Origin of the sequence: Streptomyces sp. NPDC048462 (genome assembly GCF_043200175.1) — a bacterium.
Lineage (GTDB): Bacteria > Actinomycetota > Actinomycetes > Streptomycetales > Streptomycetaceae > Streptomyces.
In genome coordinates this window covers 14398-39679 of the sequence record NZ_JBICXG010000039.1, presented here as the reverse complement: position 1 = coordinate 39679, position 25282 = coordinate 14398, and the positions used below count along the sequence as shown (strand labels likewise).

General features: G+C 73.0%; 24 protein-coding genes and 1 pseudogene. 10 read left to right on the top strand and 15 right to left on the bottom strand.

From position 1 onward, the window contains the following. Positions 1-29: 29 nt before the first annotated feature. The gene (locus ACGFU6_RS36465; protein WP_393616860.1) at positions 30-839 is read left to right on the top strand and encodes an NAD-dependent epimerase/dehydratase family protein; all 810 of its coding nucleotides are present in this window, start codon (positions 30-32) and stop codon (positions 837-839) included. A gap of 52 nt (positions 840-891) precedes the next feature. Further along, positions 892-2124, top strand: a complete 1233-nt coding sequence (locus ACGFU6_RS36460) for a TerD family protein (protein WP_393616859.1) — start codon at positions 892-894, stop codon at positions 2122-2124. Between the two features lie 126 nt (positions 2125-2250). Here the strand turns inward: ACGFU6_RS36460 and ACGFU6_RS36455 are convergent, their stop codons facing one another. From ACGFU6_RS36455 to ACGFU6_RS36440, 4 genes are all read right to left on the bottom strand, one after another. After that, positions 2251-2481, bottom strand: a complete 231-nt coding sequence (locus ACGFU6_RS36455; protein ID WP_037711258.1) for a hypothetical protein — start codon at positions 2479-2481, stop codon at positions 2251-2253. A 318-nt stretch (positions 2482-2799) separates the two neighbouring features. Beyond that, a complete protein-coding gene (locus tag ACGFU6_RS36450; protein ID WP_393616858.1) occupies positions 2800-4299 on the bottom strand; it encodes an alkaline phosphatase PhoX in 1500 nt (499 codons plus the stop codon). A gap of 156 nt (positions 4300-4455) precedes the next feature. Beyond that, complete coding sequence (locus ACGFU6_RS36445) at positions 4456-5949, bottom strand: hypothetical protein (RefSeq protein WP_393616857.1); 1494 nt, start codon at positions 5947-5949, stop codon at positions 4456-4458. Between the two features lie 178 nt (positions 5950-6127). After that, entirely contained in the window at positions 6128-6841 is a 714-nt protein-coding gene (locus tag ACGFU6_RS36440) for an antibiotic biosynthesis monooxygenase (RefSeq protein ID WP_393616856.1), read from the bottom strand. A 145-nt stretch (positions 6842-6986) separates the two neighbouring features. Between ACGFU6_RS36440 and ACGFU6_RS36435 the strand changes: the two genes are divergently transcribed. Together ACGFU6_RS36435 and ACGFU6_RS36430 are read left to right on the top strand one after the other, a co-directional pair. Beyond that, entirely contained in the window at positions 6987-8105 is a 1119-nt protein-coding gene (locus ACGFU6_RS36435) for a lipid II:glycine glycyltransferase FemX (RefSeq protein ID WP_393616855.1), read from the top strand. 87 nt (positions 8106-8192) lie between these two features. Continuing rightward, positions 8193-8401, top strand: a pseudogene (locus ACGFU6_RS36430) (GNAT family N-acetyltransferase); the annotation flags it as partial. 18 nt (positions 8402-8419) lie between these two features. Here the strand turns inward: ACGFU6_RS36430 and ACGFU6_RS36425 are convergent. Then, the gene (locus ACGFU6_RS36425; protein ID WP_393616854.1) at positions 8420-9034 is read right to left on the bottom strand and encodes a DUF4232 domain-containing protein; all 615 of its coding nucleotides are present in this window, start codon (positions 9032-9034) and stop codon (positions 8420-8422) included. Between the two features lie 195 nt (positions 9035-9229). On the opposite strand from ACGFU6_RS36425, the gene dapA reads away from it, so the two are divergent. Then, entirely contained in the window at positions 9230-10123 is an 894-nt protein-coding gene (gene dapA, locus ACGFU6_RS36420; protein ID WP_393616853.1) for a 4-hydroxy-tetrahydrodipicolinate synthase, read from the top strand. Between the two features lie 77 nt (positions 10124-10200). Here the strand turns inward: dapA and dapD are convergent, their stop codons facing one another. From dapD to ACGFU6_RS36400, 4 genes are all read right to left on the bottom strand, one after another. Beyond that, the gene (gene dapD, locus ACGFU6_RS36415; RefSeq protein ID WP_123526781.1) at positions 10201-11190 is read right to left on the bottom strand and encodes a 2,3,4,5-tetrahydropyridine-2,6-dicarboxylate N-succinyltransferase; all 990 of its coding nucleotides are present in this window, start codon (positions 11188-11190) and stop codon (positions 10201-10203) included. 130 nt (positions 11191-11320) lie between these two features. Next, on the bottom strand, positions 11321-12193 hold the full coding sequence (locus ACGFU6_RS36410; protein ID WP_393616852.1) for a CU044_5270 family protein: 873 nt from the start codon (positions 12191-12193) through the stop codon (positions 11321-11323). After that, positions 12180-12779 carry an RNA polymerase sigma factor gene (locus ACGFU6_RS36405; RefSeq protein ID WP_393616851.1) on the bottom strand — a complete coding sequence of 200 codons (600 nt, stop codon included), beginning with the start codon at positions 12777-12779 and terminating at the stop codon, positions 12180-12182. The genes ACGFU6_RS36410 and ACGFU6_RS36405 overlap by 14 nt, the downstream gene beginning before the upstream one ends. Continuing rightward, positions 12776-14014: an MFS transporter gene (locus tag ACGFU6_RS36400; protein WP_393616877.1), complete on the bottom strand. Its 1239-nt coding sequence runs from the start codon at positions 14012-14014 to the stop codon at positions 12776-12778. Before ACGFU6_RS36400 ends, ACGFU6_RS36405 begins: the two co-directional genes overlap by 4 nt. 164 nt (positions 14015-14178) lie before the next feature. Between ACGFU6_RS36400 and ACGFU6_RS36395 the strand changes: the two genes are divergently transcribed. Both ACGFU6_RS36395 and ACGFU6_RS36390 read left to right on the top strand, forming a co-directional pair. Further along, positions 14179-15078: a winged helix-turn-helix transcriptional regulator gene (locus tag ACGFU6_RS36395; RefSeq protein ID WP_393616850.1), complete on the top strand. Its 900-nt coding sequence runs from the start codon at positions 14179-14181 to the stop codon at positions 15076-15078. A 110-nt stretch (positions 15079-15188) separates the two neighbouring features. Then, complete coding sequence (locus ACGFU6_RS36390; protein ID WP_393616849.1) at positions 15189-16496, top strand: lipase; 1308 nt, start codon at positions 15189-15191, stop codon at positions 16494-16496. 63 nt (positions 16497-16559) lie between these two features. On the opposite strand, the gene ACGFU6_RS36385 is transcribed toward ACGFU6_RS36390, so the two are convergent. The 3 genes from ACGFU6_RS36385 to ACGFU6_RS36375 form a co-directional block, all read right to left on the bottom strand. Further along, positions 16560-17063: a DinB family protein gene (locus tag ACGFU6_RS36385; protein ID WP_393616848.1), complete on the bottom strand. Its 504-nt coding sequence runs from the start codon at positions 17061-17063 to the stop codon at positions 16560-16562. 68 nt (positions 17064-17131) lie between these two features. Then, entirely contained in the window at positions 17132-17668 is a 537-nt protein-coding gene (locus tag ACGFU6_RS36380) for a TetR/AcrR family transcriptional regulator (protein ID WP_393616847.1), read from the bottom strand. Then, positions 17668-17988 carry a DMT family transporter gene (locus ACGFU6_RS36375; RefSeq protein ID WP_393616846.1) on the bottom strand — a complete coding sequence of 107 codons (321 nt, stop codon included), beginning with the start codon at positions 17986-17988 and terminating at the stop codon, positions 17668-17670. Before ACGFU6_RS36375 ends, ACGFU6_RS36380 begins: the two co-directional genes overlap by 1 nt. 108 nt (positions 17989-18096) lie before the next feature. On the opposite strand from ACGFU6_RS36375, the gene ACGFU6_RS36370 reads away from it, so the two are divergent. The 3 genes from ACGFU6_RS36370 (at position 18097) to ACGFU6_RS36360 (ending at position 21039) form a co-directional block, all read left to right on the top strand. Next, positions 18097-19218 carry a hypothetical protein gene (locus ACGFU6_RS36370; protein WP_393616845.1) on the top strand — a complete coding sequence of 374 codons (1122 nt, stop codon included), beginning with the start codon at positions 18097-18099 and terminating at the stop codon, positions 19216-19218. A gap of 177 nt (positions 19219-19395) precedes the next feature. Continuing rightward, complete coding sequence (locus ACGFU6_RS36365; protein WP_393616844.1) at positions 19396-20028, top strand: HEAT repeat domain-containing protein; 633 nt, start codon at positions 19396-19398, stop codon at positions 20026-20028. Positions 20029-20034: 6 nt separating this feature from the next. Further along, positions 20035-21039: a HEAT repeat domain-containing protein gene (locus ACGFU6_RS36360; protein WP_393616843.1), complete on the top strand. Its 1005-nt coding sequence runs from the start codon at positions 20035-20037 to the stop codon at positions 21037-21039. Positions 21040-21121: 82 nt separating this feature from the next. Here ACGFU6_RS36360 and ACGFU6_RS36355 read toward each other — a convergent pair whose 3' ends face one another. The 3 genes from ACGFU6_RS36355 to ACGFU6_RS36345 are packed head-to-tail and all read right to left on the bottom strand — an operon-like array spanning position 21122 to position 25165. Then, positions 21122-22402, bottom strand: a complete 1281-nt coding sequence (locus tag ACGFU6_RS36355) for a TRAP transporter large permease subunit (protein WP_393616842.1) — start codon at positions 22400-22402, stop codon at positions 21122-21124. Positions 22403-22406: 4 nt separating this feature from the next. Next, a complete protein-coding gene (locus ACGFU6_RS36350; protein WP_393616841.1) occupies positions 22407-23039 on the bottom strand; it encodes a hypothetical protein in 633 nt (210 codons plus the stop codon). Continuing rightward, on the bottom strand, positions 23036-25165 hold the full coding sequence (locus ACGFU6_RS36345) for a hydantoinase/oxoprolinase family protein (protein WP_393616840.1): 2130 nt from the start codon (positions 25163-25165) through the stop codon (positions 23036-23038). Before ACGFU6_RS36345 ends, ACGFU6_RS36350 begins: the two co-directional genes overlap by 4 nt. Positions 25166-25282: the final 117 nt, after the last annotated feature.

Sequence of the window (25282 nt, the reverse complement as noted above, 5' to 3'; positions counted from 1 at the left end):
AGCCGCCCCCGTACCGAGGAGATCCGCGTATGCCCGCTCCCCGCACCGTCCTGCTCACCGGCGCCGCAGGCGGCCTCGGCACCCTGATGCGCGGACTGCTGCCCGCCCACGGCTACCGGCTCCGCCTCCTGGACATGGTCCCCGTCGAGGGCGAGCCGGACGCGATCACCGCCGACCTGGCCGACACGGAGGCGCTGCGGGAGGCGGTGCGGGGTGTCGACGCGATCATCCACCTCGCGGGGATCTCACTGGAAGCCTCGTTCGACAAGATTCTCCGGGCGAACATCGAGGGCACCTACAACCTCTACGAGGCCGCGCTCGCGGAGGGCGTACGGCGGATCGTCTTCGCCTCCTCCAACCACGCCGTGGGATTCACCCCCCGCCCGCTCCCGGGCGACCCGCTGATCCCGATCGGGACCCCGCGCCGCCCGGACACGTTCTACGGGCTCTCCAAGTCCTTCGGCGAGGATCTCGCCCAGCTCTACTGGGACCGGCACGGGCTGGAGACCGTCTCCGTGCGCATCGGCTCCTGCTTCCCGGAACCGACCTCCGTACGGATGCTCTCGGTCTGGATGAGCCCCGGCGACGGCGCCCGCCTGTTCGACGCCGCGCTCACCGCCGAGAACGTCGGACACACGGTCATCCACGGCTCGTCCGACAACACCCGGCTCTGGTGGGACCTGGCCTCGGCACGCTCGCTCGGCTACGACCCGCAGGACGACTCGGAGCCGTACGCGGCGAAACTCATCGCCGAGCAGGGCGAACTCGACCCGGACAACCCGGACCACGCCCACCTCGGCGGCCACTTCTGCACCAACCCGCCGATCTGGCCGCACTAACGAGCTCGTTAGGTAAGGGAACGGCAAAGCCGGGTCATTCGTTAGCCCCGGCATGACCGCTATGACACCTGGCTCGAACATCCCTCTCTCCGCCCCCCGCGTGGCGGTGGACGTCGCCGCTCCGGTGCGGCTCGACGTGTCGGGCCTGCTGCTCACCGCCGACGGCAAGGTGCGCTCCGACGACGACTTCATCTTCTACAACCAGCCTTCGGGCCCCGGTGTGACCTACCGCTCCGGCGGCGGCACGGCGCCCGACGCGATCGTGGTGGACACCGCGGCGGTGCCGCCCGGCATCGAGAAGATCGTTGTGACCGCGAGCCCGGACGGAGCGGGTCAGACCTTCCAGGGCATCGAGCCGACCGCCACCGTGCGCAACGCGGACGACGGCAGCGCGCTCGCCACCTTCACCCCGCCGCAGCTGGGCGCCGAGACCGCGCTCGTGGTCATCGAGGTGTACCGCAGGGGCGGGGCCTGGAAGGCGCGCGCGGTCGGCCAGGGCTATGCCAACGGGCTGGCGGGCATCGCCACCGACTTCGGCGTCTCCGTCGAGGACGAGCCCTCGGCCGCCCCGGTGCCCGCCGCCGCACCCGCCCCCGCGGCGCCCCCGGCACCCGCCGCCGCACCGGTGGACCCGAGGCTCGCCGCCCCGCCGGTGCCCGCCGCGCCGCCGGCCCCGCCCGCTGCCCCTCCGGCGGCCCCGGCCTCGGGCCGGATCAACCTGGACAAGGGCCGGGTCAACCTGCAGAAGAACCAGACGGTGTCGCTGGTCAAGGGCGGCCGGCCGCTGCTCTCCCAGGTCAAGATGGGCCTCGGCTGGGAGCCCGCGTTCCGGGGCAAGGACATCGACCTGGACGCGTCGGTGATCGCCTACGGGCCGAACCGCAACCACCTGGACAGCTGCTACTTCGGCAAGCTCTCCATCCTGGACGGCGCCATCAAGCACTCGGGCGACAACCTCACCGGTGAGGGCGCCGGGGACGACGAGGTGATCGTCGTCGACCTGGGCCGCATCCCGGCGGAGGCGACCGGTCTGGTCTTCACGGTCAACTCCTTCACCGGCCAGAAGTTCACCGAGGTGGCCAAGGCCTACTGCCGGCTGATCGACGCGGCCACCGGCGAGGAGCTGGTCCGCTTCGACCTGACGAGCGCCGAAGCCCAGACGGGCGTGATCATGGCCAAGCTGATCAAGCAGTTCTCCGGCGAGTGGGAGATGACCGCGGTGGGCGACTTCGTGAAGTCACGCACCGTCCGGGGCATGGTGAAGCCCGCGGCCCAGTCGCTCTAGTGCGTGGAACGGCTTCAGGGGCACCCGGCTGGTGCGGGTGCCCCTGAAGACTGCGACGGGAAAGAGGCCGTCGGCAGAGCAGACGAAGAGGACTACGGCGGACGCGGCGCGTGCTCGTGGCTTCTCTCAGAGCTTGGTCAGCTTGGAGTACGGGCTCAGGATCCTCCCCTGTCGCCCCGAGAAGTCGATGAGCACTGCGTCGTTGTCGCCCTCGACAGCAAGGACTCGGCCGAGTCCGAACTGGTCGTGCGACACCCTGTCGCCCACATCGAACAATTCGACCGGTGGGGCCGCCTGGGCCGGGCGGTTGAAGGGACTGGAAGGCAGGTGACGCCGGGATCCGGCTGACTGTTTCATTACCTTGAGTATGCGCCCTGGAAACGCCGGACGCCATGCCCGACCGCTCCTGGGGCCCCACTGATGCCGGATTCGTAATCAGCGATTCCGCGCCCGGCCGGCCGCCTGTCCCGCTTCCGGCAAGGGCACCGGGCCATGCCGGGATGCCCGCGGGCCCCCCGTGGTGTGGCGCTTATCCCTTTCCGACATGGTGCGCCGGGGCCGCTCCGCCCGCCACGGCGGGCGTACGCACCCGGCGGCCCGGCCGGCCCGGTGCCACGCCGTGATGTCCCTCCCCCGGGGGACACCGGACCGGCCGGCCAGGACCGCTCGTACGGGTTACCGCTGCTCTCGCGGCTGACGCTTCCACGGGCCGGTGATGGCCACCATGATCCCGGGCGTCTGGATGTTGGCGAACAGCGTCTTCCCGTCGGGCGAGAACGTGACCCCGGTGAACTCGCTGTACTCCGGGTCCTCCTCGGTCCCGGCGTTCAGCTCGTTGCGCGCGATGGGGTAGGTGCGGCCGCTCTCGGTGGCCCCGAACAGGTGCTGGACACCCTCGCCGTCCTCGGCGATCACGAGGCCGCCGTACGGCGAGACGGTGATGTTGTCCGGGCCGTCGAAGGCACCGTCCTTCGAGGGGTCGGCGTTGACGCCGAGCAGCACCTTCAGCGTCAGGGTGCGGCGCTTCGGGTCGTAGAACCAGACCTGGCCGTCGTGCTGCACCGGGCTCTCGTCACGGGCGAACGAGGAGACCATGTAGGTGCCGCCGTCCCCCCACCACATGCCTTCGAGCTTGCGGGCCCGGGTGACGGCCTTGTCACCGAACTGCTTGCGCACCGAGACGGTCCTGGCGTCACGGTCGGGGACGTCGACCCAGTCCACGCCGTACACCGTGCCGATCTTCGTGGCGCGCGAGAGGTCGTCGACGAACCTGCCGCTGCGGTCGAAGCACTTGGTGGCCTGCAGCACACCGGCGTCGGCGGCGAGCGTGCGCAGCTTGCCGCGGCCGTGCCTGAAGCCGTGCGGCGGGACCCAGCGGTAGAGCAGCCCGTTGGGACCGGAGGCGTCCTCGGTCAGGTAGGCGTGGCCCTGCTTGGGGTCGATGACGACGGCCTCGTGGGCGTACCGGCCGAAGGCCTTGATGGGGCGGGGGTCGCGGTTGGCGCGCTTGTCGTACGGGTCGACCTCGAAGACGTAGCCGTGGTCCTTGAGCAGGCCGTTCTTCCCGGCCTTGTCCTCGGTCTCCTCGCAGGTGAGCCAGGTGCCCCACGGGGTGGCGCCACCGGCGCAGTTCGTGGAGGTGCCGGCGATGCCGACCCACTCGGCGGTGCGGCCGTCGCGGCGGGTCTCCACCACGGTGCAGCCGCCGCCCGCGACCGCGTCGTAGACGAGGCCGTCGGTGAGCGGGACCGGGTGCTCCCAGTCCGCGCGGACGCCGGCCAGCTCGTGGTTGTTCACCAGCAGGGTGACGCCGCGCGCGCCCTCGAAGGCGGCCGTGCCGTCGTGGTTGGAGGGGGTGTACTCACCGGTCTCCAGCTTGGTGACACCGCTGTGGGTGATGACCTTGTACGAGAATCCGGCGGGCAGCGCGAGTATGCCCTTCGGGTCGGGGACCAGCGCCCCGTAGCCGGGCTCGTGTCCGTGTCCGTGTCCGTGACCGTCGTGGCCGTGACCGTCGTGGTCGTGACCGTGGCCGTGGTCGTCGTGGCCGTGCTTCGAGTCCCCGGCGGCGAGGGCGCCGGGCGCGGTGGCCAGCGCGGCGACGGTTCCGGTGAGGGCGATGCCGGCACCGGTGAGGGCGGACTGTCTGGTGAATTCCCTGCGCGTGAAGGCCATCACGTACTCCTGGTGCAGCTGGGGCGGTAGTTGGCGGGATCACCGTCCCGCGCCGTCGCCAACACCAGTTGAACTGAGCACGACTTCCAGGGAATGCGTTCCGTGAACTTCCCCGGCGGCGGGGCGGTCCGTCCCGCCGCCCCGCCGCTGTCCGCCTCAGTTGCCGGAGCCGCCCCGGGACCGGGCCTTGAAGGCGGCCTTGCGGGCGTCCTTCGCCAGCTTCTTGTCGCTGTGCAGCCGGCCCATCGCCTCGAGGACGTCCGCCGTGGCCGGGTGGTCCACCCGCCACACCTCGTCGAAGAATCCGCTGTGCTGGCCGGAGAGTCCCTCGACCAGCCCCTGGAGCTCGTCCAGATCGCCGTCCGCCTCCAGCTGCGCGGCGATCGTGTCGACGGCGAGCCAGAAGATCATCGACTCCGGCGGCGCGGGCACGTCGGCCGCGCCCAGCTCCGCGAGCCAGACCCGGGCGAGGCCGCCCAGCTCGGCGTCGTCGAGCACGGCGCGCACGGCGGGCTCCGCCTCGGCGCCGACCAGGGCGAGCGCCTGCTGGCAGTGCAGCCGGCGCAGCGGTGCCTGCGGGTCCTGACCGCGTGCGGCGTCCAGGAGCTCGGCGGCGGCCCCGTCCTCGCCGCGCCGGGCGAGCCAGAGCTGGACCTCGCCGCGGGCCGCGTCCTCGGGGTAGTACGCGATGCCGCCGAGGAGCTCGTCGGCCTTCTTGTCGACGAGGTCGCCGATGACCGGGGCCTCCACGCCCGCGTCCAGCATCCTGGCCCGGATGCCGTACAGACCGAGGGGGGTCAGCTTCACCATCCCGTACCGGGTGACGTCGTCGTCGTCGGCGGGCGGGGTGGCGTTCTCGCCCTCCTCAGCCAGCAGTGCCTCGTCCACCGGCTGGTACTCGACGATGCCGATGGGCTCCAGGACCCGGAACTGGTCGTCGAGGCGCATCATCGCGTCCGACACCTGCTCCAGGATGTCGTCGGTGGGCTCGCCCATGTCGTCGGGCACGATCATCGACGCGGCGAGCGCGGGCAGCGGCACCGGTGCGTCGCCCGCGGCGCTGTCGGAGACGGTGAGCAGGTAGAGGTTGCCGAGCACTCCGTCGAGGAACTCGGCCTCGGTTTCCGGGTCCCAGTCCAGGGCCTCGAAGTCGATCGACCCGTCCTCGCCGACGAGGTCGGCGAAGTCGTCGAAGAAGGGGGCGGTGGCATCGGCGTGCGCGGCCTCCAGGCCGTCGAGCCAGATCGCCAGGACGTCCTGCGGCGATCCGCCGGTCAGCAGCGCCAGGTTCTCACCTGCGGTGACGGTGCCCTCGGCGTCCTCGCCGGCGCCGGCCTCCGCGTCCGCGCCGGGCTCCGTCTCGTCCGCCTCCGGGTCCTCGATCTCGACGAGCCCGGTGTCGACCGCGAGCCGCCAGGCCTCGCTGGCCTCCGCCGCCCCGTCCTCGTCCGCGGTGAGGCCGAGGTGCTCGGCCGCCTCGGGCAGCTGCGCTTCGACGAGCTCGCCGCCGGCGCCCACCCTGGTGCCGGGTCCGGCCCAGCGGGCGAGCCGGACGGCGCGGGCGAGCAGCGGCGCGGCAAGCGCGTCCCGTGCCAGCTCGGCCTCGGTGTGGAGCCGTACCGGCGGCAGGGTGGGGCGCTCTGCGGACATCAGGGGGTTCTCCTAGGAACGTACGGGTCGTACGCGTCGCCGGGCGATGGCTCCGGGCACGTACGGGGACAGGCGGCCCAAGCGTAGACGTTTTTCGTCCCCCGCCGCCCGGTACCCGGGAAGGTCCCCCGCAGCCCGCCCGCGGAGCCCTGTGCGACCGGCGCGCACGCCCGCGCGGTCACCGCGTCCGGAGGGCCGGCCGCAGGCTGAGCGCGGGGGTGTAGCGGTGCACGCCGCCGCCGCTCACGCCGGGGTAGGCCTGCACCCGCTCCCACTGCGGTGTCCGTGACCCGATCCCGTCCCCGGCGGCGGCCAGCGCGTCGATGTGGGCCTGCGCGCTCACCCATTCCGCGTAGTTGAGCACCCGGGTTCCGTCGGTGCTGACGTGGAAGTGGCCGCTGATCCCGCCGGGCGCGGGCGCGGGGTCGGTCCCGAGCGCCTCGAACACTCCGTCCACCCAGTCGCGTTGGCGGGCCTTGTCCGCTCCGTCGAACTCGACGTCGACGATCACGACGCATCCCGGCTCCCGTGCGTCCGGGCCGCCCGCCGTGGAGCGGTAGAGCTCGTGGGTGCGCAGCCCGAGCCGCTCGATCCCCGGCACGGCAGCGTCGATGTCGGCGTTGCGCTCGTCGCGGCCGGCCCGGACGAAGGCCCGGTGGCTCTCCTCGTCCGCCCACTGCGAGTAGTGCAGCAGCGTCCTGCCGTCCTCCCCCACGTGGACGGTGCACGAGAGCGGGCCGGGCCTCGGCCACTCCCGGCCGCCCCAGGCCGCCCTGATGGCCTCGACGGCCTGCCGCTGCCGCTCCGGCGTGCCGACGTCCCAGGTGCTGACCTTGACGATTCCCGCGTCCGCTCGGGTGAAATCGGGCCGGGTCACGAATTCCACGCTCATGGCTGCTCCCCTCACCGGCGCTCCCCTGCGGCGCGCCCGTGACGGCAACCCTGTTACGTCAAGTGCGCTTGAGGTCAACTACGGTCCGCACTTTCGTCATTAGGCTGACGCATCGTACAGAACCGGACAACGAACGGAGTACCGCATGTCGCTGCGGGTCGAGCGCATCACGCGTGAACAGCACCTGGCGTTCGTCGCGGGCCGGGGTTCCGCGAGCCATATGCAGGTCCCCTCGTGGGGCGAGGTGAAGCCCGACTGGCGCGCGGAGAGCATCGGCTGGCTCGATGCCGGGGAGCTGGTCGGGGCCGCGCTGGTCCTGTACCGGCCGGTCCCCCGCATCAAGCGGTATCTGGCCTATCTGCCGGAGGGGCCGGTCATCCCGTGGCACGAGGGCGATCTGCCCCGCTGGCTGGATCCGCTGGTGGCGCACCTCAAGGCGCAGGGAGCGTTCACGGTACGGATGGGGCCGCCGGTGATCGCCCGCCGCTGGGAGGCGCGGACCGTCAAGGACGCCATCCCCGATCCGGCCGCGCGCAGGCTGCGTGACATCGAGCCGGACGTGTGCGAGCCGGGGGCCGCCGAGCTGGTGGACCGGCTGCGCCGGATGGGCTGGCGGCAGGGCGAGGACGGGGGCACGGACGGCTTCAGCGCCGGACAGCCCCGGTACGTGTTCCAGGTCCAGTTCGCCGGGCGGTCGCTGGAGGAGATCCGCGACGGGCTGAACCAGCAGTGGCGGCGCAACATCAAGAAGGCGGAGAAGGCGGGCGTCAAGGTGGTCGAGGGCGACCACGACGACCTTCCGGCCTTCTACGAGCTGTACCGCGAGACGGCCGAGCGCGACCGCTTCATCCCCCGCCCGCTGGAATACTTCCAGCGCATGTGGACCGCCCTGCGCGCCGAGGACCCCGGGCGGATGCGGCTGTACCTGGCGCACCACGACGGGGAGGTCCTCTCCGCGGCGACGATGCTGACGGTCGGTACGCACGTCTGGTACTCCTACGGCGCCTCCACCAGCCGTCGGCGCGAGGTGCAGCCCAACAACGCGATCCAGTGGCGGATGATGAGCGACGCGCACGAGCGCGGCGCGAGCGTCTACGACCTGCGCGGCATCACCGACACCCTCGACGAGAGCGACCACCTGATGGGCCTGCTGCGCTTCAAGGCGGGCACCGGCGGCCGGGCGGCGGAGTACGTCGGCGAGTGGGACTACCCGGTCAACAGGCTGCTGCACAAGGCATTCGGCCTGTACATGTCGCGCCGCTGACGTCCGGGGCGGGCCCGTCGGCGGCCCCGGGGCCCCACGCGAGGATCGGGACCATGGTTCTGCGCCCCGCCACCCGCCAGGACCTGCGAGGCCGTCCGGATCAGGCCCGGCCTGCGCGGTGGCGGGCTCGGGCGGCAGCTGATGGAACGGGCCGTCGAGCGGGCGCGGCAGTGGGGTGCGCGCTCGTGCAGCTGACCAGCACCAGGCAGCGGACGGACGCGCACCGCTTCTACGCGTCGCTGGGGTTCACCGCGAGCCACGAGGGCTTCAAGCTCGCCCTCCGAGCGGGCCGGTGAACGGGGCGGCCGCGCGGGTCACCCGGTCGTCGAGGTCCGCCAGCCCGTCATGTTGAACTCGTCGAGCAGCCGTACGTCGCTGCCCTCCAGCGGGAAGGTGCGCGCCTCCAGGCCGGGCGCCGGGGCGATCTCCAGTGCGTCACCCTCGATCATGTCGCCGCCGGTCGGGGTGGAGACCCAGGCCAGGAGCGAGTGCATGGTCTTCCCGGGGGACAGCATGACCTCTTCGGGGCCCTTGTCCTGGCCCATGTAGGACGAGCCCGGATTCACCTTCACCGGCAGCGCGTCACCCTTCTCGTCGAGGGCCTGGACCGAGGGGTAGCCGTCGACCCGGACGGGCTTGCCGCCGCAGTTGGTCAGGGTGAGCCCCACGGCGCGGTGGCCGAGGGCGGCCTCCACGGGGCCCATGTCCACGACGAGACCCGAGTCCGGGCAGCCGGTGGCGGAGGGTGTGGAGGTCGGGCGGACCGGCTGCCCCGGACGCGCGGCGGGTTCGGACGCGATGTCCAGCGGGGACGGCCGGTCCGCGCGCACCCCGGCGGACGCCGTGCGCGACGGGCTCGGGCCCGCCTCCCCCTCCCCCGCCGGTACGAGGAAGCCCGCGCACCCGGACAGGGTGAGTGTTCCGGTCATGATCAGAGCCGCCGAGGCGGCTCCGCGTATCCGTGTCCCCGTCAGTACCCGCACGCCCATGCTTCCGCCCCCAGGTCGGCCCCGCCCCATGTGCGGCCGATCATGCCAGAGCGCAAGATTGTTGAGCGCTGCTTCAGCTTCACCCGGAGAAGAACTAAGTAGACCTTCACGGTCCGGTGGGCGGACACTTCGGACATGACGTCTCCCGGAGCACCACGGCCGCGCCCCTTCGGCAGCGCCCTCTGCGCCATGATCACCCCGTTCACCGCCGACGGGGCCCTCGATCCGGACGCGGCCGCCGGGCACGCCTCGGCCCTGGTCGCGGACGGCTGCGACGGTCTGGTGCTCAGCGGCACCACCGGCGAGTCCCCGACCACCTCGGACGCCGAGAAGGCGGCCCTGGTACGCGCGGTGCGGGAGGCGGTCGGCCCGGACGTGTCACTGGTCGCGGGCGTCGGGACCAGCGACACCCGGCACACCGTGGAGCTGGCCGGACAGGCGGAACGGGCGGGCGCCGACGGCCTGCTCGTCGTCACCCCGTACTACAGCCGCCCTCCGCAGGCCGCCGTCGAGGCGCACTTCAGGCGGGTCGCCGACGCGACGGGCCTCCCGCTGATGCTGTACGACATCCCCGGCCGCACCGGCACCCGGATCGAACCGGAGACGGTGCTCCGGCTGGCGGAGCACCCGCGCGTCGTGGCCGTGAAGGACTGCTCCCAGGACCTGCTGGGCGCGACGAAGGTGATCGCGGCCACCTCGCTCGCCTACTACTCGGGCTGCGAGGAGCTGAATCTGCCGCTGTACGCGGTGGGCGGCGCGGGCTACGTCAGCACGGTCGCCAATGTGGCGCCCCGCCCGCTGCGCGCCGTCCTGGACGCGTTCGACGCCGGGGACACGGCGGGGGCGGCGCGGCTGAACGGGCTGCTGGCCCCGCTCGTCGGGCTGATGATGGCGTCCGGGCTGCCCGGCGCGGTGACCGCGAAGGCGCTGCTGGACGCGGGCCCGGTCCGGGAACCGCTGCAGCCCGCCGGGCGCGAGGCGGCCGACGGGCTGCGAAGGGCGTACGAGGAACTGCTCAGCGCCTGTTGACCGCTCAGTCATCGCTGTGCGGGACGTGTTGGTCGTTGCTGTGCGGGACGTGTTGGTCGTTGCTGTGCGGGACCGTCTCAGTCGTTGCTGTGCAGGACGTCGTTGAGGCCGTCCCAGACCGCGTTGTTCGGGCGGGCCTCGACCGTTCCGCTCACCGAGTTGCGGCGGAAGAGGATGTTCGAGGCGCCGGAGAGCTCGCGTGCCTTGACGACCTGGCCGTCCGGCAGCGTGACCCGGGTGCCGGCGGTGACGTACAGACCGGCCTCGACGACGCACTCGTCGCCCAGCGCGATCCCGACCCCGGCCTCGGCGCCGACCAGGCAGCGCTCACCGATCACGATGCGCTCCTTGCCACCGCCGGAGAGCGTGCCCATCGTGGACGCGCCGCCGCCGATGTCGGAACCGTTGCCGACCACGACGCCTGCGGAGATCCGGCCCTCGACCATGGAGGTGCCGAGGGTGCCGGCGTTGAAGTTGACGAAACCCTCGTGCATGACGGTGGTGCCGGAGGCGAGGTGCGCGCCGAGCCGCACCCGGTCGGCGTCGGCGATCCGGACACCCTTGGGCGCGACGTAGTCCGTCATGCGCGGGAACTTGTCGACCGAGGTGACCTGGAGGTGCAGGCCCTCGGCGCGGGCGTTGAGCCGCACCTTCTCCAGGTCGTCGACGGCGACCGGGCCGAGCGAGGTCCAGGCCACGTTGGTCAGGAGGCCGAAGAGCCCGTCCAGGTTCTGGCCGTGCGGCTGGACGAGGCGGTGCGAGAGCAGGTGCAGCCGCAGGTACGCGTCGTGCGCGTCGAGCGGCTTGTCGTCGAGCGAGCCGATGACCGTACGCACGGCGACGACCTCGACGCCCCGGCGGGCGTCCACGCCGATGGCCTTGGCGGCGCCCTCGCCGAGCAGGTTGACGGCCCGGTCGGGGGTGAGCCGCTCGGTTCCGGCCGGGCCGGGCTCGGCGGTGAGCTCGGGCGCGGGGAACCAGGTGTCGAGAACGGAACCGTCGCCGGCGATGGTGGCGAGGCCGGCGGCGACGGCGCCGGTGGTGCTGGTGGAAGTCGTGTCGGTCATGACCAGAACCTAACCGGCCGGGGCCCGCCCCGGCCAACCGGTCTCAGCGTCCGGGCGTCCGCCGGCCGTCGTACGGGAGCACCCCTGTAGCCCCCGTACGACGGCCGGCGGACATCCGGGCCGGAAGGGGTCAGGGGCGCTCCCCCTCCCGGCCGACCAGGGCGGTCTTCATGACGGCGTCGGCGCCGTCACCGACCGGCGAGTACATTCCGCCGCTGCCCGCGTACCGGAAGGTCACCGCGTCCAGGAGCAGCAGACCGGGCCTGCCCGGGAAGCGGATGCCGATGACCGGCCGGCCCAGCGCGTCCTGGGTCCGCACGGCCCGGACCCCGGGAACGGTGGCCATCGCGCGGTAGACGGCGGCGAGCCCCTTCGGGTCGGCGGGCCAGGACATGGCCAGCATGCTCAGCGCACGGAAGTCGTGACGGGCGACGGGCTCGTCCTCGCTCGGGTAGAAGGCGCGGGCCAGCTTCCGCACCTCGACCGGGTCCGAGGGCAGGTCCGCCAGGAACCGGAACCGTTCGCGGGCCGAGTGGTCGTCGCCCGACTTCCCGTTCTCGAACTCCGGGTCCGCGTACCGGTACCAGTGCTCGGTCTCCCGGGGGCCGCCGCGCTCCTCCCCCGGCCCGTCCGCCTGCTCACGGATCTCCAGCTCCTTGGTGTAGACCCACTGCCCCACTCTCGGCCTCGGCACCGGATCGTCCGCGACCTCGGCAGCCGCGTCCCGCAACAACGGTGCGGCACTGCCGAGTTCGGTCATGTCGATGGTCCGTGCACCGGGCTGCACGCCCTGTTCCCCGCCCATGAGCTGCGTGCCCAGGACGGTCGCCAGCGCGACGGCGGCGGTGGTCGCCACCGCGGTGAGCCGCCAGTCGGGGCGCGGCCGGCGACGCCGCCCGGTGGCCTCGGTCAGCCGCTGCCGGCCCTCGGCCAGGGACAACCGGTCCGGCGTGGGCGCCTCGGCGCGCAGTGCCCGCAGGAGCGTCATCTCATCCGTGTCCATGGGCAGCCTCCAGGCTGTCGGTAACGACTGTGGGATCGGCGCCCAGGGCTGTGCGCACCTTGCGGCGGGCCCGGTTGAGCCGGGAGCGGACGGTGCCGACGGGCAGCGAGAGCGCGTCGGCCACCTCCTGGTAGCTGAGGTCGGCCCAGGCGATCAGCAGCAGCACGTGCCGGTCACCGGCGGACAGTGCGGCGAGCGCTCCGGCGAGTTCGGTGTGGGCCGCCTGGGCGCTGACCCGGTGGTCGGCCCGCTCGGTCCAGGACTCGGCGACCAGGTCGGTCCCGGTGCGGGCCAGCGCCCGCAGCCCCCTGACCTCGGCGCGCCGGTGCTTGCCGATGAGGTTGGCCGCGATCCCGTACAGCCAGGGCCGGGCGCTCTCCCGGCCGGTGTCGAAGCGGGTGCGGGCCCGGAAGGCGATGAGGAAGGTGTCGGCGGTGATGTCGTCGGCGGCGCCCTCGCCGAGCCGGCGGGCGGCATAGCGGTGAATGTCGGCGGCGTACCGGTCGTAGAGCAGCGCGAACATCTCGGGCTGTTCCAGCGACTGGCTGATGACGGCCGCGTCATCGTCTCTCGGTGGTCCGGTCACAGTGTCTCCGTCTTCTCCGACGTCTCCGGCTCCGTATGTGGCGTGTCACCTCCTGTTGCCCGAAGGGGCCTGGCGGGTTCACGCAGCCGCCGGGCCGCGAGCACGGCCACCCCGGCGCCGCCGGCCAGCACCGCGCAGGCGGGCCACAGGAGCGCGGGCGCGGTGGCGTACAGCGCGCCGCCCAACGGGGGTGCCAGCACCTGTCCGCTGATGGAGGCGCCCGCGTACAGGCTCTGGAACCGGCCCTGGGCGTGGGCGGGTGCCTGGTCCGCGACGTAGGCCGTGGCCGGGGTCTTGTAGAGGATCTCGCCCAGCGTCAGCGAGAGCATCATCAGGACGGCGAACAGCGCCCCCGCGCCGGGGATCAGCACCGCGTACCCGACCCCGACCAGCAGCAGTCCGGTGCCCACGATGCCGAGCGGCGCCCGGTCGCGCAGCGCGTGGGCGGCGGGGAGTTCGAGACAGAGGATGACGCCCCCGTTGACGGCGATGAGCCAGCCGTAGAACTGGGTGCCGTGGCCGTGGCCGGCGAGGAACACGGGCAGGGTCGAGTACTGCTGGCGGTAGACCAGGTCGACGCAGACGATCGCGGCGAGGAGCACCGGTACGGCGGGCCTGGCCCGCAGTTCGCTCCAGAGCCCGGGGGCGTCCGGGCGGTGTACGGGGCGGGAGTGCGCGGTGCCCGGGGCCGGCAGGATCCGTGCCGCGTACGCGGCGTACAGCAGGGTCCCGACGCCGTCGATGACGAAGAGCCAGTCGTACGAGAAGCGGGCGGCGATCAGCGCGCCGAGCGGCGGTCCGACGGCGAAGCCCCCGTTGCCCGCGAACCGGGTGAGGGCGAAGCTCTGGCGCCGCCGGCCCCCGGGGACGGAGACCGCGACGAGCGCGGAGTTCGCGGCACGCACCACGCCGCTCGCGTACTCGGCGAGCGGGAGCGCGCAGTACAGGGCGGCGAGCGGCAGGAGCGGGAGGCTGACGAGCACGACCCCGCTCACACAGGCGCCGGTCAGCAGCATCCGGCGGTGCCCGTACCGGTCGCCGAACCAGCCTCCGGTGAAGTTGCCCGCGACGAGTCCCGCGCCTCCGATGCCGCTGAGCACCCCGGCCTGGGCGACGGAGAGTCCACGCGGCCCGGTCAGGTAGACGAAGAGGTAGACGAAGGTGAAGCTCACCACGCCGTTGAAGAACGCGCCGAGTGCCAATAGCCGCACCGTGCGCGGCACGCCCCGCACCATCCCCGTCCCGGTGCCTGCCCCGATGCCCGTCCGCACGCCGTTCCCCGTCCCGTCCCCACCCTGAGGGACGCTCCGGGCGAGTTCCCTTTGGGAACGGACTATGGCAGCATGCTTTCCGCAGGTCAATCCAGTTGAATGGCCGTCCGACGTGACGGAGGAACTCCATGCCCCAGCGCACCAGCCTGGCCGACGCCGACTGCGCGATCGCCCAGGCGCTCGACGTGGTCGGCGACTGGTGGACCCTGCTGATCGTGCGGGACACGGCGCGCGGGGTGCACCGTTTCGACGCGCTCCAGCACGAGCTGGGGGTGTCCCGCAAGGTCCTGACGGAGCGGCTGCGGCTGCTGGTCGACGCGGACGTGCTGTCCCGGGAGCCGTACCAGGAGCGGCCCGCCCGGTACGAGTACCGGCTGACGCCGCGCGGCCGCGCCCTGCTGCCCGTACTGATCGCGCTCCAGGACTGGGGCGACGCGTGGGTGACGGGAGACGGAGCGACCATGGCCACCACACAGGAGTCCTCGCACGAGGCCGCACGGGTGCACGCGCTGGTGGGCACCCGGGTACCGGAGCTGAGCCTGCCGTTCCACACCGGCGGCGAGCACGACCCGGTCGCCTCGGCGACCCCGTACACCGTCCTGTACTTCTTCCCCGGCGCCTACGCCCGCCCGGAGTCCTACCCCCCGGGCTGGGCGGGCATCCCGGGCGCGCGGGGCTGCACCCTCGAATCGTGCACGTACCGCGACCAGCTGGCCGAGTTCACGGCGGCGGGCGCGACGGTGCACGGCGTCTCCACCCAACGCCCGGACGAACAGGCCGCCTTCGCGGAGGCTGAGCGGCTGCGCTTCCCGCTCCTGTCGGACGCGGACCTGACTCTGACGGCGGCACTGCGGCTGCCGACCTTCCGGGCCGCGGGGATCAGCCGGCTGAAGCGGCTGACGCTGGTGGTGGACCGGGACCGCACGGTCCGCGAGGCGCTGTACCCGATCACCGACATCGAACAGAGCGTGCGGGCGGCACTGGCGGCGGTCCGGGGCGCGGGAGCCGGTCGTACGGAACAGCCGTAGGACCTTGCGGGGGCAGGCTCCAGGAGAGGCCTGTGGGCCGCACCAGTGTGCCGGGCGGCGCGCCGCGAGAGGCTCGACGGACCGTATCCGAGCCTCACTTGGGGGAATTCGTGACCGTCTCCACCTCGCCGTCCGCGTTCAGCCCGGCCCGCTCCCGCGGCGCCCTCCGGGCCTGTGCCGCGGCCGTCTGCTGCGGCCTGCTGCTGAGCGGACCGGCCGTCGCCACCGCCGCCGCCTCGCCCGTCGGCCGGGCGCACGCGCACACCCCGGCCGCGGAATCGGGCCGGGGCACCCTGGTCTCCGCCGAGAAGCTGTACACGCTCGCGACCCCGCGGGCGGCCGCCGCCGAGCTGGCCGCCGCCGGGTTCGCCGGCGACACCGCGCGGCACGGCGTCGTCGCCTACCGGCTGGTCTACCGGACCGTCGACGCGTACGGCCGGCCGACCACGGCGAGCGGGCTGTTCGCCCTGCCGCTCAACAGCGCGCACCGGCTGCGCACGGTCTCCTTCGCGCACGGCACCGGCAGCCACAAGAACGACGCACCGTCCATGCAGCGCGGCGCGTTCGTGTCCGCACCGGTGATCGCGCACGCGGCCGCCGGCGCGGCCACGGTCGCGCCCGACTACCTGGGGCTCGGCAAGGGCCCCGGCCTCCACCCCTGGATGGACATCAGCTCGGAGACCACGGCCTCCCTCGACATGCTCCGGGCCGCGCGCGCCTTCGCACCCCGCGCCGGGCACGTGCTGGAACGCGAGGTCATGGTCACCGGCTTCTCGCAGGGCGCCTCGGCCGCCCTGGGCCTCGGCCGGGCCCTGGAGTCGGGACAGGACCGCTGGTTCCGGCTCGGCGCGCTGGCACCCATCAGCGGCGCCTACGACTTCGGCGGCGCGGAACTGCCTGCGCTGCTCGCCGGCGAGCTGGAACCCAAGTCGAGCGTGGTGTACGCGGCTTACACCCTGGTGGCCTTCAACCGGCTGCACCACCTCTACGACGCTCCCGGCGAGGTCTTCGAGGACCCGTACGCCGGCACGGTCGAGGCACTGTTCGACGGCACCCACACCGGGAAGGAGCTGATGGACGGAACTCCGGGCAACCTGCGCGACGAACTGCTGACCGACCACGGCTACGAACTCCTGGCGCATCCGACGGAACCGCTGGCCGCGGCCCTGCGCGAGACGGACGCCGTCTGCACCGACTGGACGCCCCGCGCCCCGGTCCGCCTCTACATGGCCGCCGGGGACGAGCAGGCCACCACCGAGAACACCGCGCACTGCCGGGCGGCGCTGCGCGCCGGGGGCGTGTCCGCGCCGGTCATCGACCTCGGCGAGGTCGACTACAGCGGATCGCGCCACCTGGGGTCCAACGTCGCGGCGACGGCGGCCGTCGTGCGCTGGTTCGGTGAGCTGTCCCGGCGGTGACGGAGGCGGCCGGAGCGGGCGGACACCGCGTGCGGGCCGGAGCGGTCCGGTTCCCCCGGCGGCCTACTCGCCGACCTCTCCATCGATCGCCTCACGGAGCAGGTCGGCGTGGCCGTTGTGGCGCGCGTACTCCTCGATCATGTGGGTGAGGACATAGCGGAGCGAGATCTCCTCGCCCCGGAAGTCCACCGTGTCGTCGAGGGACTCGACCCTGCGCTCGGCGGCACGGGAGCCCTCGCACGCCTCGCGCCAGCACGCGAACGCCTCGTCCACGTCGGCGTCCCGCACATGGAACTCACCGAACCCGGCGTCGGTCGCGGGCCACAGAGGTGTGCAGTGCTCCCCGCTCAGCACCACGCGGAACCAGCTCCGTTCGACCTCGGCCGCATGCCGTACGAGACCCAGGAGGGAGAGGCCCGAGGTCGCAACGGCCTTCCGCTTCAGCTGTTCGCCGGTCAGCCCCCGGCACTTCATGGCGAGGGTGGCACGCTGGTAGTCGAGGAACGTGATCAGCGACGCGCGGTCGCCGGCCAGCTTGGACGGGTGTATTCGCCGGTCATCACTCATCGGGCGATGATCGCAGGGGGCTGATCCGGGGCCGGCCGGGGGTCCGGACCGGGGCCGCCGGACAGGCGCTACCCCACGACCCGCCCCAGCATCTCCCGTGCGTAGGCCTCGTCGTAGACCCCGCCGGTAAGCAGGACCTGGAGACAGATCCCGTCCATCAGGGCGACCAGCGCCCGCGCGGTGGCCGGATCGGTGCGTGCCGCGAGGAGGCCGGCCGTGTCGTCGGTCCACTCGGCGGCGACTGGCCGCAGCGCGGGCCTGCGCAGGGCGGCGAGGTAGAGCTCGTACTCCAGCTCCGCCCTGCCTCGGCCGCCGCCGAAGAACTCCCCGAGCAGCCGGGCGAGTTCGGCCGCGAGGTCGGCGGACCGGTCGGTGAGGGCGGGGCTGTCGCGCATGAGCGCGGCGAAGTTCTCGTTCGACCGGCGGAGCGCGGCGATCAGCAGCTCGTCCAGCGAGGCGAAGTGATACGTCGTCGAGCCGAGCGGCACATCGGCCTCGGCCGCGACGGAGCGGTGGCTGAGTCCGGCGATGCCCCTGGCGCCGACCACCCGGATCGCCGCGTCGATGATCCGGGCGCGCCGCTCGGGATCGTACCGCCGCACCATCAGTGCGCACCGCCCAGGTTGAGTACCACCACACCGGCGATGACCAGCGCGATGCCGGCCACCTTGACCAGGTTGCCGGACTCACCCATGAACAGGATCCCGATGACGGCCACGGCGGCGGTGCCGATGCCGGCCCAGATCGCGTAGGCCGTGCCCATGGACAGGGTCTTGAGGGTCTGGGCGAGCAGCGAGAAGGCGAGCAGATAGCCGGCGACGGTGATCAGCGAGGGCCAGAGCCGGGTGAATCCCTCGCTGTACTTCATGGCGGTCGTCCCGGCCACCTCGGCCGCGATGGCCGCGGCCAGCAGTCCATATCCCATGTGTACGAGTGTACGCATCGTCCGGCGCGAAGGCCCGGGGTCAGCCGGACGGGCTGGGGGCTACCGTGGTCCGTCCATGTACATGACCGAAGGACGGGCGGGGCGGAAGTGGCGCAGGACGCAGGGTGGGGCGGCGGGCCGCAGGGCGTGCCGAACGGGGGCGCACCGTACGGGGGGCCGCCCGGCTGGGGCGGCTGGGGCGGCGGCTGGATGCCGCCCAAACCCGGGGTGATACCCCTGGGGCCGCTGAGGCTCGGGGACATATTCGGCGGTGCGTTCTCCACCATCGGCCGGCACGGCAAGCAGCTGTTCGGCGTCGGCGCGGCCGCCTACGGCGGGGCGTTGGCCGTGGTCGTGGCGGCGATCGCGATCGCCTACTCCGCCACGGCGGACCATCTGGACCGGCTGGTCTCGCTCAGCTCCGACGAGGACCCCAGGACCGAGGACTGGGTACCGATGCTGATCGCCTTCTGCTCGGTCGCCCTGGTGTGCCTGATCGTGGGCGTCCTGTCCACGGCACTGATGTACGCGGCCGTGCCCACGGTCCTCCAGGAAGCGGTGCTGGGCCGGCCGACCACCTTCTCAGGCGTCTGGCGCCGGGCCTGGGCACGGGTTCCCGCCGTGATCGGGACGGTGTTCCTGACCGGGCTGATCGCGATGATCCCCCTCGTGCTCGTCTGGGCCGCCGTCATCACCCTCATCGTCGGCCTGGCCGACTCGGGCGGCGGCGGTGGACCGGTCGCGCTGATCGTCATCGGTGTCCTCGGCGCACTGGCGACGGGACCGCTGGCGCTCTGGCTCTGGGTGAAGTTCAGCCTGGCCCCCACGGCCGCGGTCTTCGAGAACCAGGGCCCCATCGCCGCGATGCGCCGCTCGTCCGTGCTGGTGCGCGGCGACTGGTGGCGGATCTTCGGCATCACCCTGCTGACGGGCGTCATGGCTGCGGTCGCGAGCTATGTGATCCAGCTGCCGTTCACGCTGATCGGCATGTTCTCGGGCATGCTCGGCTCGGCCGGCCTGAGCGACGACCCGAACCCGGCGTCGATCGTCGTCGCCATGAGCGGCTACCTGCTGGCCCTCCTGGTCGGCCAGCTGGTCAGCCAGCTCATCGTGGCCACCTTCCCGCCGCTGGTGGCGGGCCTGCTCTACGTGGACCGCCGCATCCGCACCGAGGACCTGGGCCCGGTCCTCGCCGAGGCCGCCGCGGTGCCCCCGCAGTACGCGCACTGAGGCGGACCGGGTCGGCGGGTGAGAGGGGCAGGGGCCTGTTTGACCTTGACACGGTGACAAGGTCAAAAGTGATCGCCAAGGAGGTGGTCCAACATGGCGATCACAAGGCAGGGCTCGGACTCGGAACCGAATACGGCTACGGGTACCGGTACGGCTACGGGTTCAGATACGGCACGGATGCTTCGGGCTCTGGAGGACGACCGTTCGTCCGTCCGGCTGCGGGCGGCTCTCGCGGTCGGTACGACGCCCGATCCGGTCTTCGTCGACGGGCTCGTCGAACGGTGCGCGGTCGAGCCCGAGTTCCTCGTGCGCGACATGCTGACCTGGGCGCTCACCCGCCACCCGGCGGCCCTGACGCTTCCCGGGGTGCTGCGCGAACTCCACTCGGAGCGGGCGCAGGCGCGGAGCCAGGCGCTGCACACCCTGTCCAAGATCGGGAACCCGCAGGCGTGGCCGGCCATCACCCGGACACTCCTGTGCGACGCCGACGACGAGGTGGCGCGGACGGCTTGGCGGGCCGCGGTCGTGCTCGTACCGGCGGGCGAGAAGTCCGCGCTGGCCCCGGTGCTGGCGACGCAGCTCGGGCGCGGTGGGCGGGAGACACAGCTGAGCCTCAGCCGGGCGCTGGTCGGACTGGGCGAGGCCGCCGCGCCGGCGCTGGACACCGCGGCCGGCGTCGCGGAACCGGGCGTGCGGGCGCACGCGATCGCCACCCAGTGGCTGCTGAGCGACCCGGAGGCCGGGTTCGGGTTCGCGATCGAGGAGGCGAAGCGGGTCGTGGCCCTCGGCGGGTACGGCCAGGAGGGATGACGGGGCGTGCTGATCGGTGAGGTGGCCCGGCGGTCCGGGGTCAGTGCCCGGATGCTCCGGCACTACGAGTCGCTCGGTCTGGTGAGTCCTTCGGGCCGCACCGGCTCCGGCTACCGGGAGTACTCCGGGCAGGACATCCGCCGGGTCTTCCACATCGAGAGCCTGCGGTCGCTGGGGCTGTCGCTGCGCGAGATCGGGCGGGCACTCGACGACCCGGGCTTCACGCCCTCGCTGCTCGTCGACGACCTCGTCCGCCAGACGCGCGAACGCATCGCGGCGGAGACCGAACTGCTCACGCTGCTGAGCCGGGTCGACGCCTCGGACCCGGCCGGCTGGGACGACGTCCTCCAGGTCGTGGCCCTCCTGCGGGCGCTGGGGTCGAAGAGCGCCGACGCCCGCCAGCGCGCCGCCCTCTCCTCGGGCGACGAGGTCCCGGTGCCGGTGGAGGCCCTGGTGGAGGCGGCACTGAGCGAGACGGAACCGAACGTCGCCGGAGCCATTCGCTGGGCGCTGGCGCGATCCGGCGACCGGGGCGCGGCACTGCTGGCGCAGGGCCTCGGCTCACCCGTGGCCGCCGTGCGGGAGCGCGCCGTGCGGTCCCTCGCCGAGATGCCCGGCGAGGAGGCCGCCGCGCGGCTGCGCGACGCCCTCGACAGCCCCGACCCGGTGGTCCGGGGGCATGCGGCGCCGGCGCTCGGCGCCCGGGGTGCGGGCGATGCGGTCCCGACGCTCATCGACATGGTCGTGGCGGGAAGGAACGACACCGGCGCCGCCGACGCGCTCGGTGTGCTGGCGCGCGACGCCCCGGCGGCGGACCGGATCGCCGCCGGGATCGCCGACCGCCTCGCCGAGGACACCACGCGGGCGCCCGCACGCGGACGGCTGACCCAGGCGCTGGGAAGCGTTCCCGGGGCGAGGGCCTCCCGTGCCCTGGTGGAGCTGGCGCGGGACGAGGACCGTGCCGTCGCCCTGACCGCGGCGTACCTGCTCCGACTGCGCGACGAACACTGACCGGTGCGCGGCCCGGACCGGTACCGGAAGGATGGCCGGCCGGTGCCGGGGGCGTGGCCGCAACCACGCCCCCGGCGCACGGTCACAGGTAACTGGCGGCGGTCACACAGAATCCGCCCAGCGCCACGGCCCAGACGTACGGCAGGGTCCGCAGCATCACCTGCTGGGGTGTCACCCCGGCGTACTGCGCGCTCCAGACGGTCTGCGTACTGGTGGGGTCCGACACCCCGAAGACCTGGTTGTACGAGGTGGCGAGGCCGAGGACCGCGACGGCCGGGTAGATGCCGGCCGCGATGAGGACACCGGCGATACCCGCGCCGAGCCCGTAGACGTTCAGCGGCCCCCGGTACAGGCAGAGCGGCACCAGCACGGTGAACACCACGACGAACAGCACCGGGTTCTGCGGGCTGACGGCCTTCACCAGCGGCTCCAGGGACTCCACCGCGCCGGGCAGCTTCACCGCGGCGAGGAGGATGCCGATGGCGACGAACAGCACGATCGGTGCCGCCGCGACCTCGAACGCGCCGTACAGCGTGCGCAGCAGCCGCTTGTTCATGTCGCGCGGCCGAGTGGTGGTGACCAGTGCGTACAGGACACCGGCCAGCATCGACGGCAGGATCGCGACGTCGAAGCCGAGCGCGAGGACGAGCGGGACGAGCGGGGTGAGCAGCGCGTACCAGGGTGCGTCACCGAGCTGCTTGCGCCGGGAGGCGGGCTTCGCGGAGGCCGACTTGAGGGACCACGCGTGCTCGACCCCGCGGCGCCGGGTCTCGATGAGGACGAAGAGGACGGCGGCGGCCAGCGCGAACGGGAACAGCTTCATCATGAAGCCTCGGACCGTTTCGACGGGCAGTTCGAGCGCGGTGGAGAAGAACTGCCAGATGGGCAGTTCGAAGGGCATGCCGGCGGCGATGCCCATCAGGATCGTCCCGGCCGCGGTGACCTTGGGAATGCCGACGGCGATCATCGCGGGGATGCCGATGATGCCGGCGAGCATCGCCGCGGGGGCCGATCCGGTGACCGTGCCGACGAGGGTGGAGACGGCGAGGACGCCGAGGGCGACCACGACCGGCCGGTCCCCGCCGAACTCGACGATCTTGCGGACGAGGGTGCCGGCGATGCCGGTCTCGTCGAGCAGTCTGCCCAGCCAGGAGCCGAGCAGGATCGCGATCATCGTGGCGGCGAGCATCGGCGCGCCGTTCTGCACGACCGTGTCCAGGACGCTGTTCTCGCCGGTGAGCGGTGCTCCCGCGACGAGGGCGATGACGACGCCGAGGATGACGAGCGCGAAGGCGGTGGGCAGCCTGCGGGTGAGCATCGCGGCGACACCGGCCGCCATGACAAGAAGGATGACGACGCCCATGGCGTTACTTCTCTCTTCCGTGCGGGGATCCGTGCGGGGATCCGTACTGCGGCTCGGCCGCGGTGGCCAGGGCGGCCGTGAGCAGGAGCGGACTGCGTCCCAGGCCGCAGGCGGCGCGGGCGTGGGCATGGGCGGCGATCTCGTCGGCCCCGGCGACGTGGCCGTACAGGGTGTGGCGCCCCGCGCGCAGCACGACGTGGTTCAGTTCGCGCTTCAGGGCCTTCTTCGCGGGCCCGTGGTGCAGTTGCTCGTGCACGGCCTCGTGCGCGATCGCCGCCGCCCGTACCGAACCGGCCGGGAACCAGTGGCGCCAGCCGAGCCGGTCGGTCAACTCCTCGGCGAGGGCCAGGGTGTCGGTGAACAGCTCGACGGCCGGGACCGGCCGGGAGGTGTAGCGGGCGAGCAGGCCCTTCGCCAGGCCGCCGTCGCTCTCCACGATCCGCGCCGTGGACGCGGTGGGAGCCAGCGCCGCGCCGAACTCCTCGGCCGTGCGCGCCCATCGGCGCAGCAGCTCAGGGTCGCGGCCCTCGTGCGTGGGGGTGTTCGCCAGCAGCCGTACGCCGAACTCGACGTCGTCGCAATCCGCGAGCGCCTCGATCTCCGTGAGCACCGCCCGGCCGGGCAGGACGGCCGTCATGACCGCACCTCCACGACCGCGACGACCGGTTCGTCGGCAGCGCGCGAGCTCAGTTCGCTGCGGGCGAGCGCGAGCAGCGGCTGCGGGTCGAGCACCCCGGACAGGTCCGCTATCCGGGAGCCGAGCAGCAGCCGCAGCGCCGGGGCGCGGACGCCGCCGTCGCCGTACGACGTCGCCTCCTTCACCAGCCCCGCGAGGACCTCTGGCGCCCGGCCCACCGTGGTGGTCTCGACCCGGGCGTCCGGCGCGTGGAGCCGTACGACACCGTCGGCGTCGACGACCCGCACCGGGTGCAGGTCCGGGCGGAACCTGCGGTGTACTTCGGTGCCGTACACGGTGTGGGCGGGGGTGCCCGCGAGCACGGTCACGGACGCCGGGCCGGTCCTGAGGCTGTCGGCGGCGGCGCGCAGCCGGTCCGCCTCGTCGGCGCGGTGGGCCCGGTCCTGCGTGCGCAGTTCGGTGGCGCCGGTCGCGACGGCCCGCACGGTGCTGGTCTGCGGATCGACGGTGACCTCCACCTCCACCCCGTCCGCCGCGGCACCCTGGGCGACGACGGCGGCCTCGGCCTCGGCGCGCACGGCGAGTATCTGTTCCTGGCCGGCCCCCGGGATGATGCGCTCGACCTGCTCCCGGATGAGAGCGAGGGCCACACCGATGGGGCTGATGACCTCGTTGTGCCGGGCGATGCGGCCCTCCTGGCCGGTGACGGCCGCGAGGTGCGGTGTGACGGCGGCTGCGCCACCGCCCCCGCCGACGAGCACCGCGGTGTCCTTGTCCAGGCGGTAGTCGCGCATCATCGTGTCGACCACCGCCCTGACCTGCGCGGTGCCCGCGTCCAGGATCTTCGTCGCCGCCGTGGCGACGTCCGTGCCGAGCAGGGCGGCCAGCGGGGCGATCGCGGCCTCGGCGACGGCCCGGTCGCACTGCGCGAAGTCCCCCTCGGGCACCCGGCCCAGGGCGTTCGCGGCGCAGGTCATGGTGATCGCGAAGCGGCCGCCCGCGGCGTCGAGCACCGCGTAGTCGGCCGGGTCGTCCGCCATCGGCCGGATCAGGGCGACCTCGGCGCCCCGCAGGTCCTGCGCGCTCGCGAAGCAGGCGTACGCGAGCCCCGCGATGTGCGCGCTGCGCGGTCCGGCGCCGGTGACCGCGCCGCCGGAGACCCGGACCATCGACCCGCCGCCGACCCCGACGGTCCGGACGTCGAGCGCCGACAGGTACGAGCTCCGGCCGAGGATGGTGGCGTGCCGGACGGCGACCTTGCCGCGCCGCACGACGCTGATGTCCGTGGACGTTCCGCCGGTCTCCAGGAACAGGCCCTCGCTGATGCGTTCCTGCATGAGCGCCCCGGCGACGCCGGCCGCCGGTCCCGACAGCACCGTCAGCAGCGGTCTGCGCCGCATCTCGTCCAGCGACATCACCCCGCCGTCGCAGCGCATCACCATCAGCGGCGCGCTCACGCCCGCCTTGGTGATGGAGGCGTCGACGAGGTCGGCGGTGGCGAGCATGCGCGGCAGGATCGCGGCGTTCACCACGGCGGTCCGGGTCCGCTTGTGGAGCCCGTACAGCGAGGTGATGTCGTGCGCGGCGGTCGTCGGCAGCCCCAGTTCCCCGGCGGCGGCGACGACGGCCTCCTCGCCCTCGGGCCGGTCGACGCTGAACGGCTGGCTGGCGACGACCACTTCGGCGCCCTCCCGCACGACCGCGTCCAGGGCGGCGCGCACGGCGGGGGCGTCGTCCGGGTCGGCCACATGGGCGTAGACGAGCGGGAGCCGCTTGCCCGGGGTGAGCTCCAGCTTGCGGAAGGCGGCCAGCCGGCGGGTGAGCGACGCGCTCGGACCTGCGCCGATGCCGATCAGGCCGACGGTGGCGACGTCGCCCTCCAGCAGCGCGTTGGTAGCCTGTGTGGTGCCGTGGGCGAGGAAGGTCACGTCCTGCGGGGTGTGGCCGGTCTGTTCCAGCAGGCGGTCGAGAGCCTCGACGATGCCGTGGGCGACACCGTCCTCGTGGTGGTGGCTGGTGGGAACCTTCACCTGCCCCAGCAGAAGCAGGGTCGTGGCGTCGACGGCCACGGCATCGGTGAAGGTTCCGCCCACGTCGATGCCGACGCGGATGCGGTGGGTGTTCATGGCTGGGCACCTCCTTGTGCGGGTGGGCAGGGCGAGGGCGGCAGGGCCGGTCGGCGTTACGGGACCGGAGCCCTGGGCCGGGCGGGTACAGGTGGAGCTGCGCCCGCCCGGCGCTCC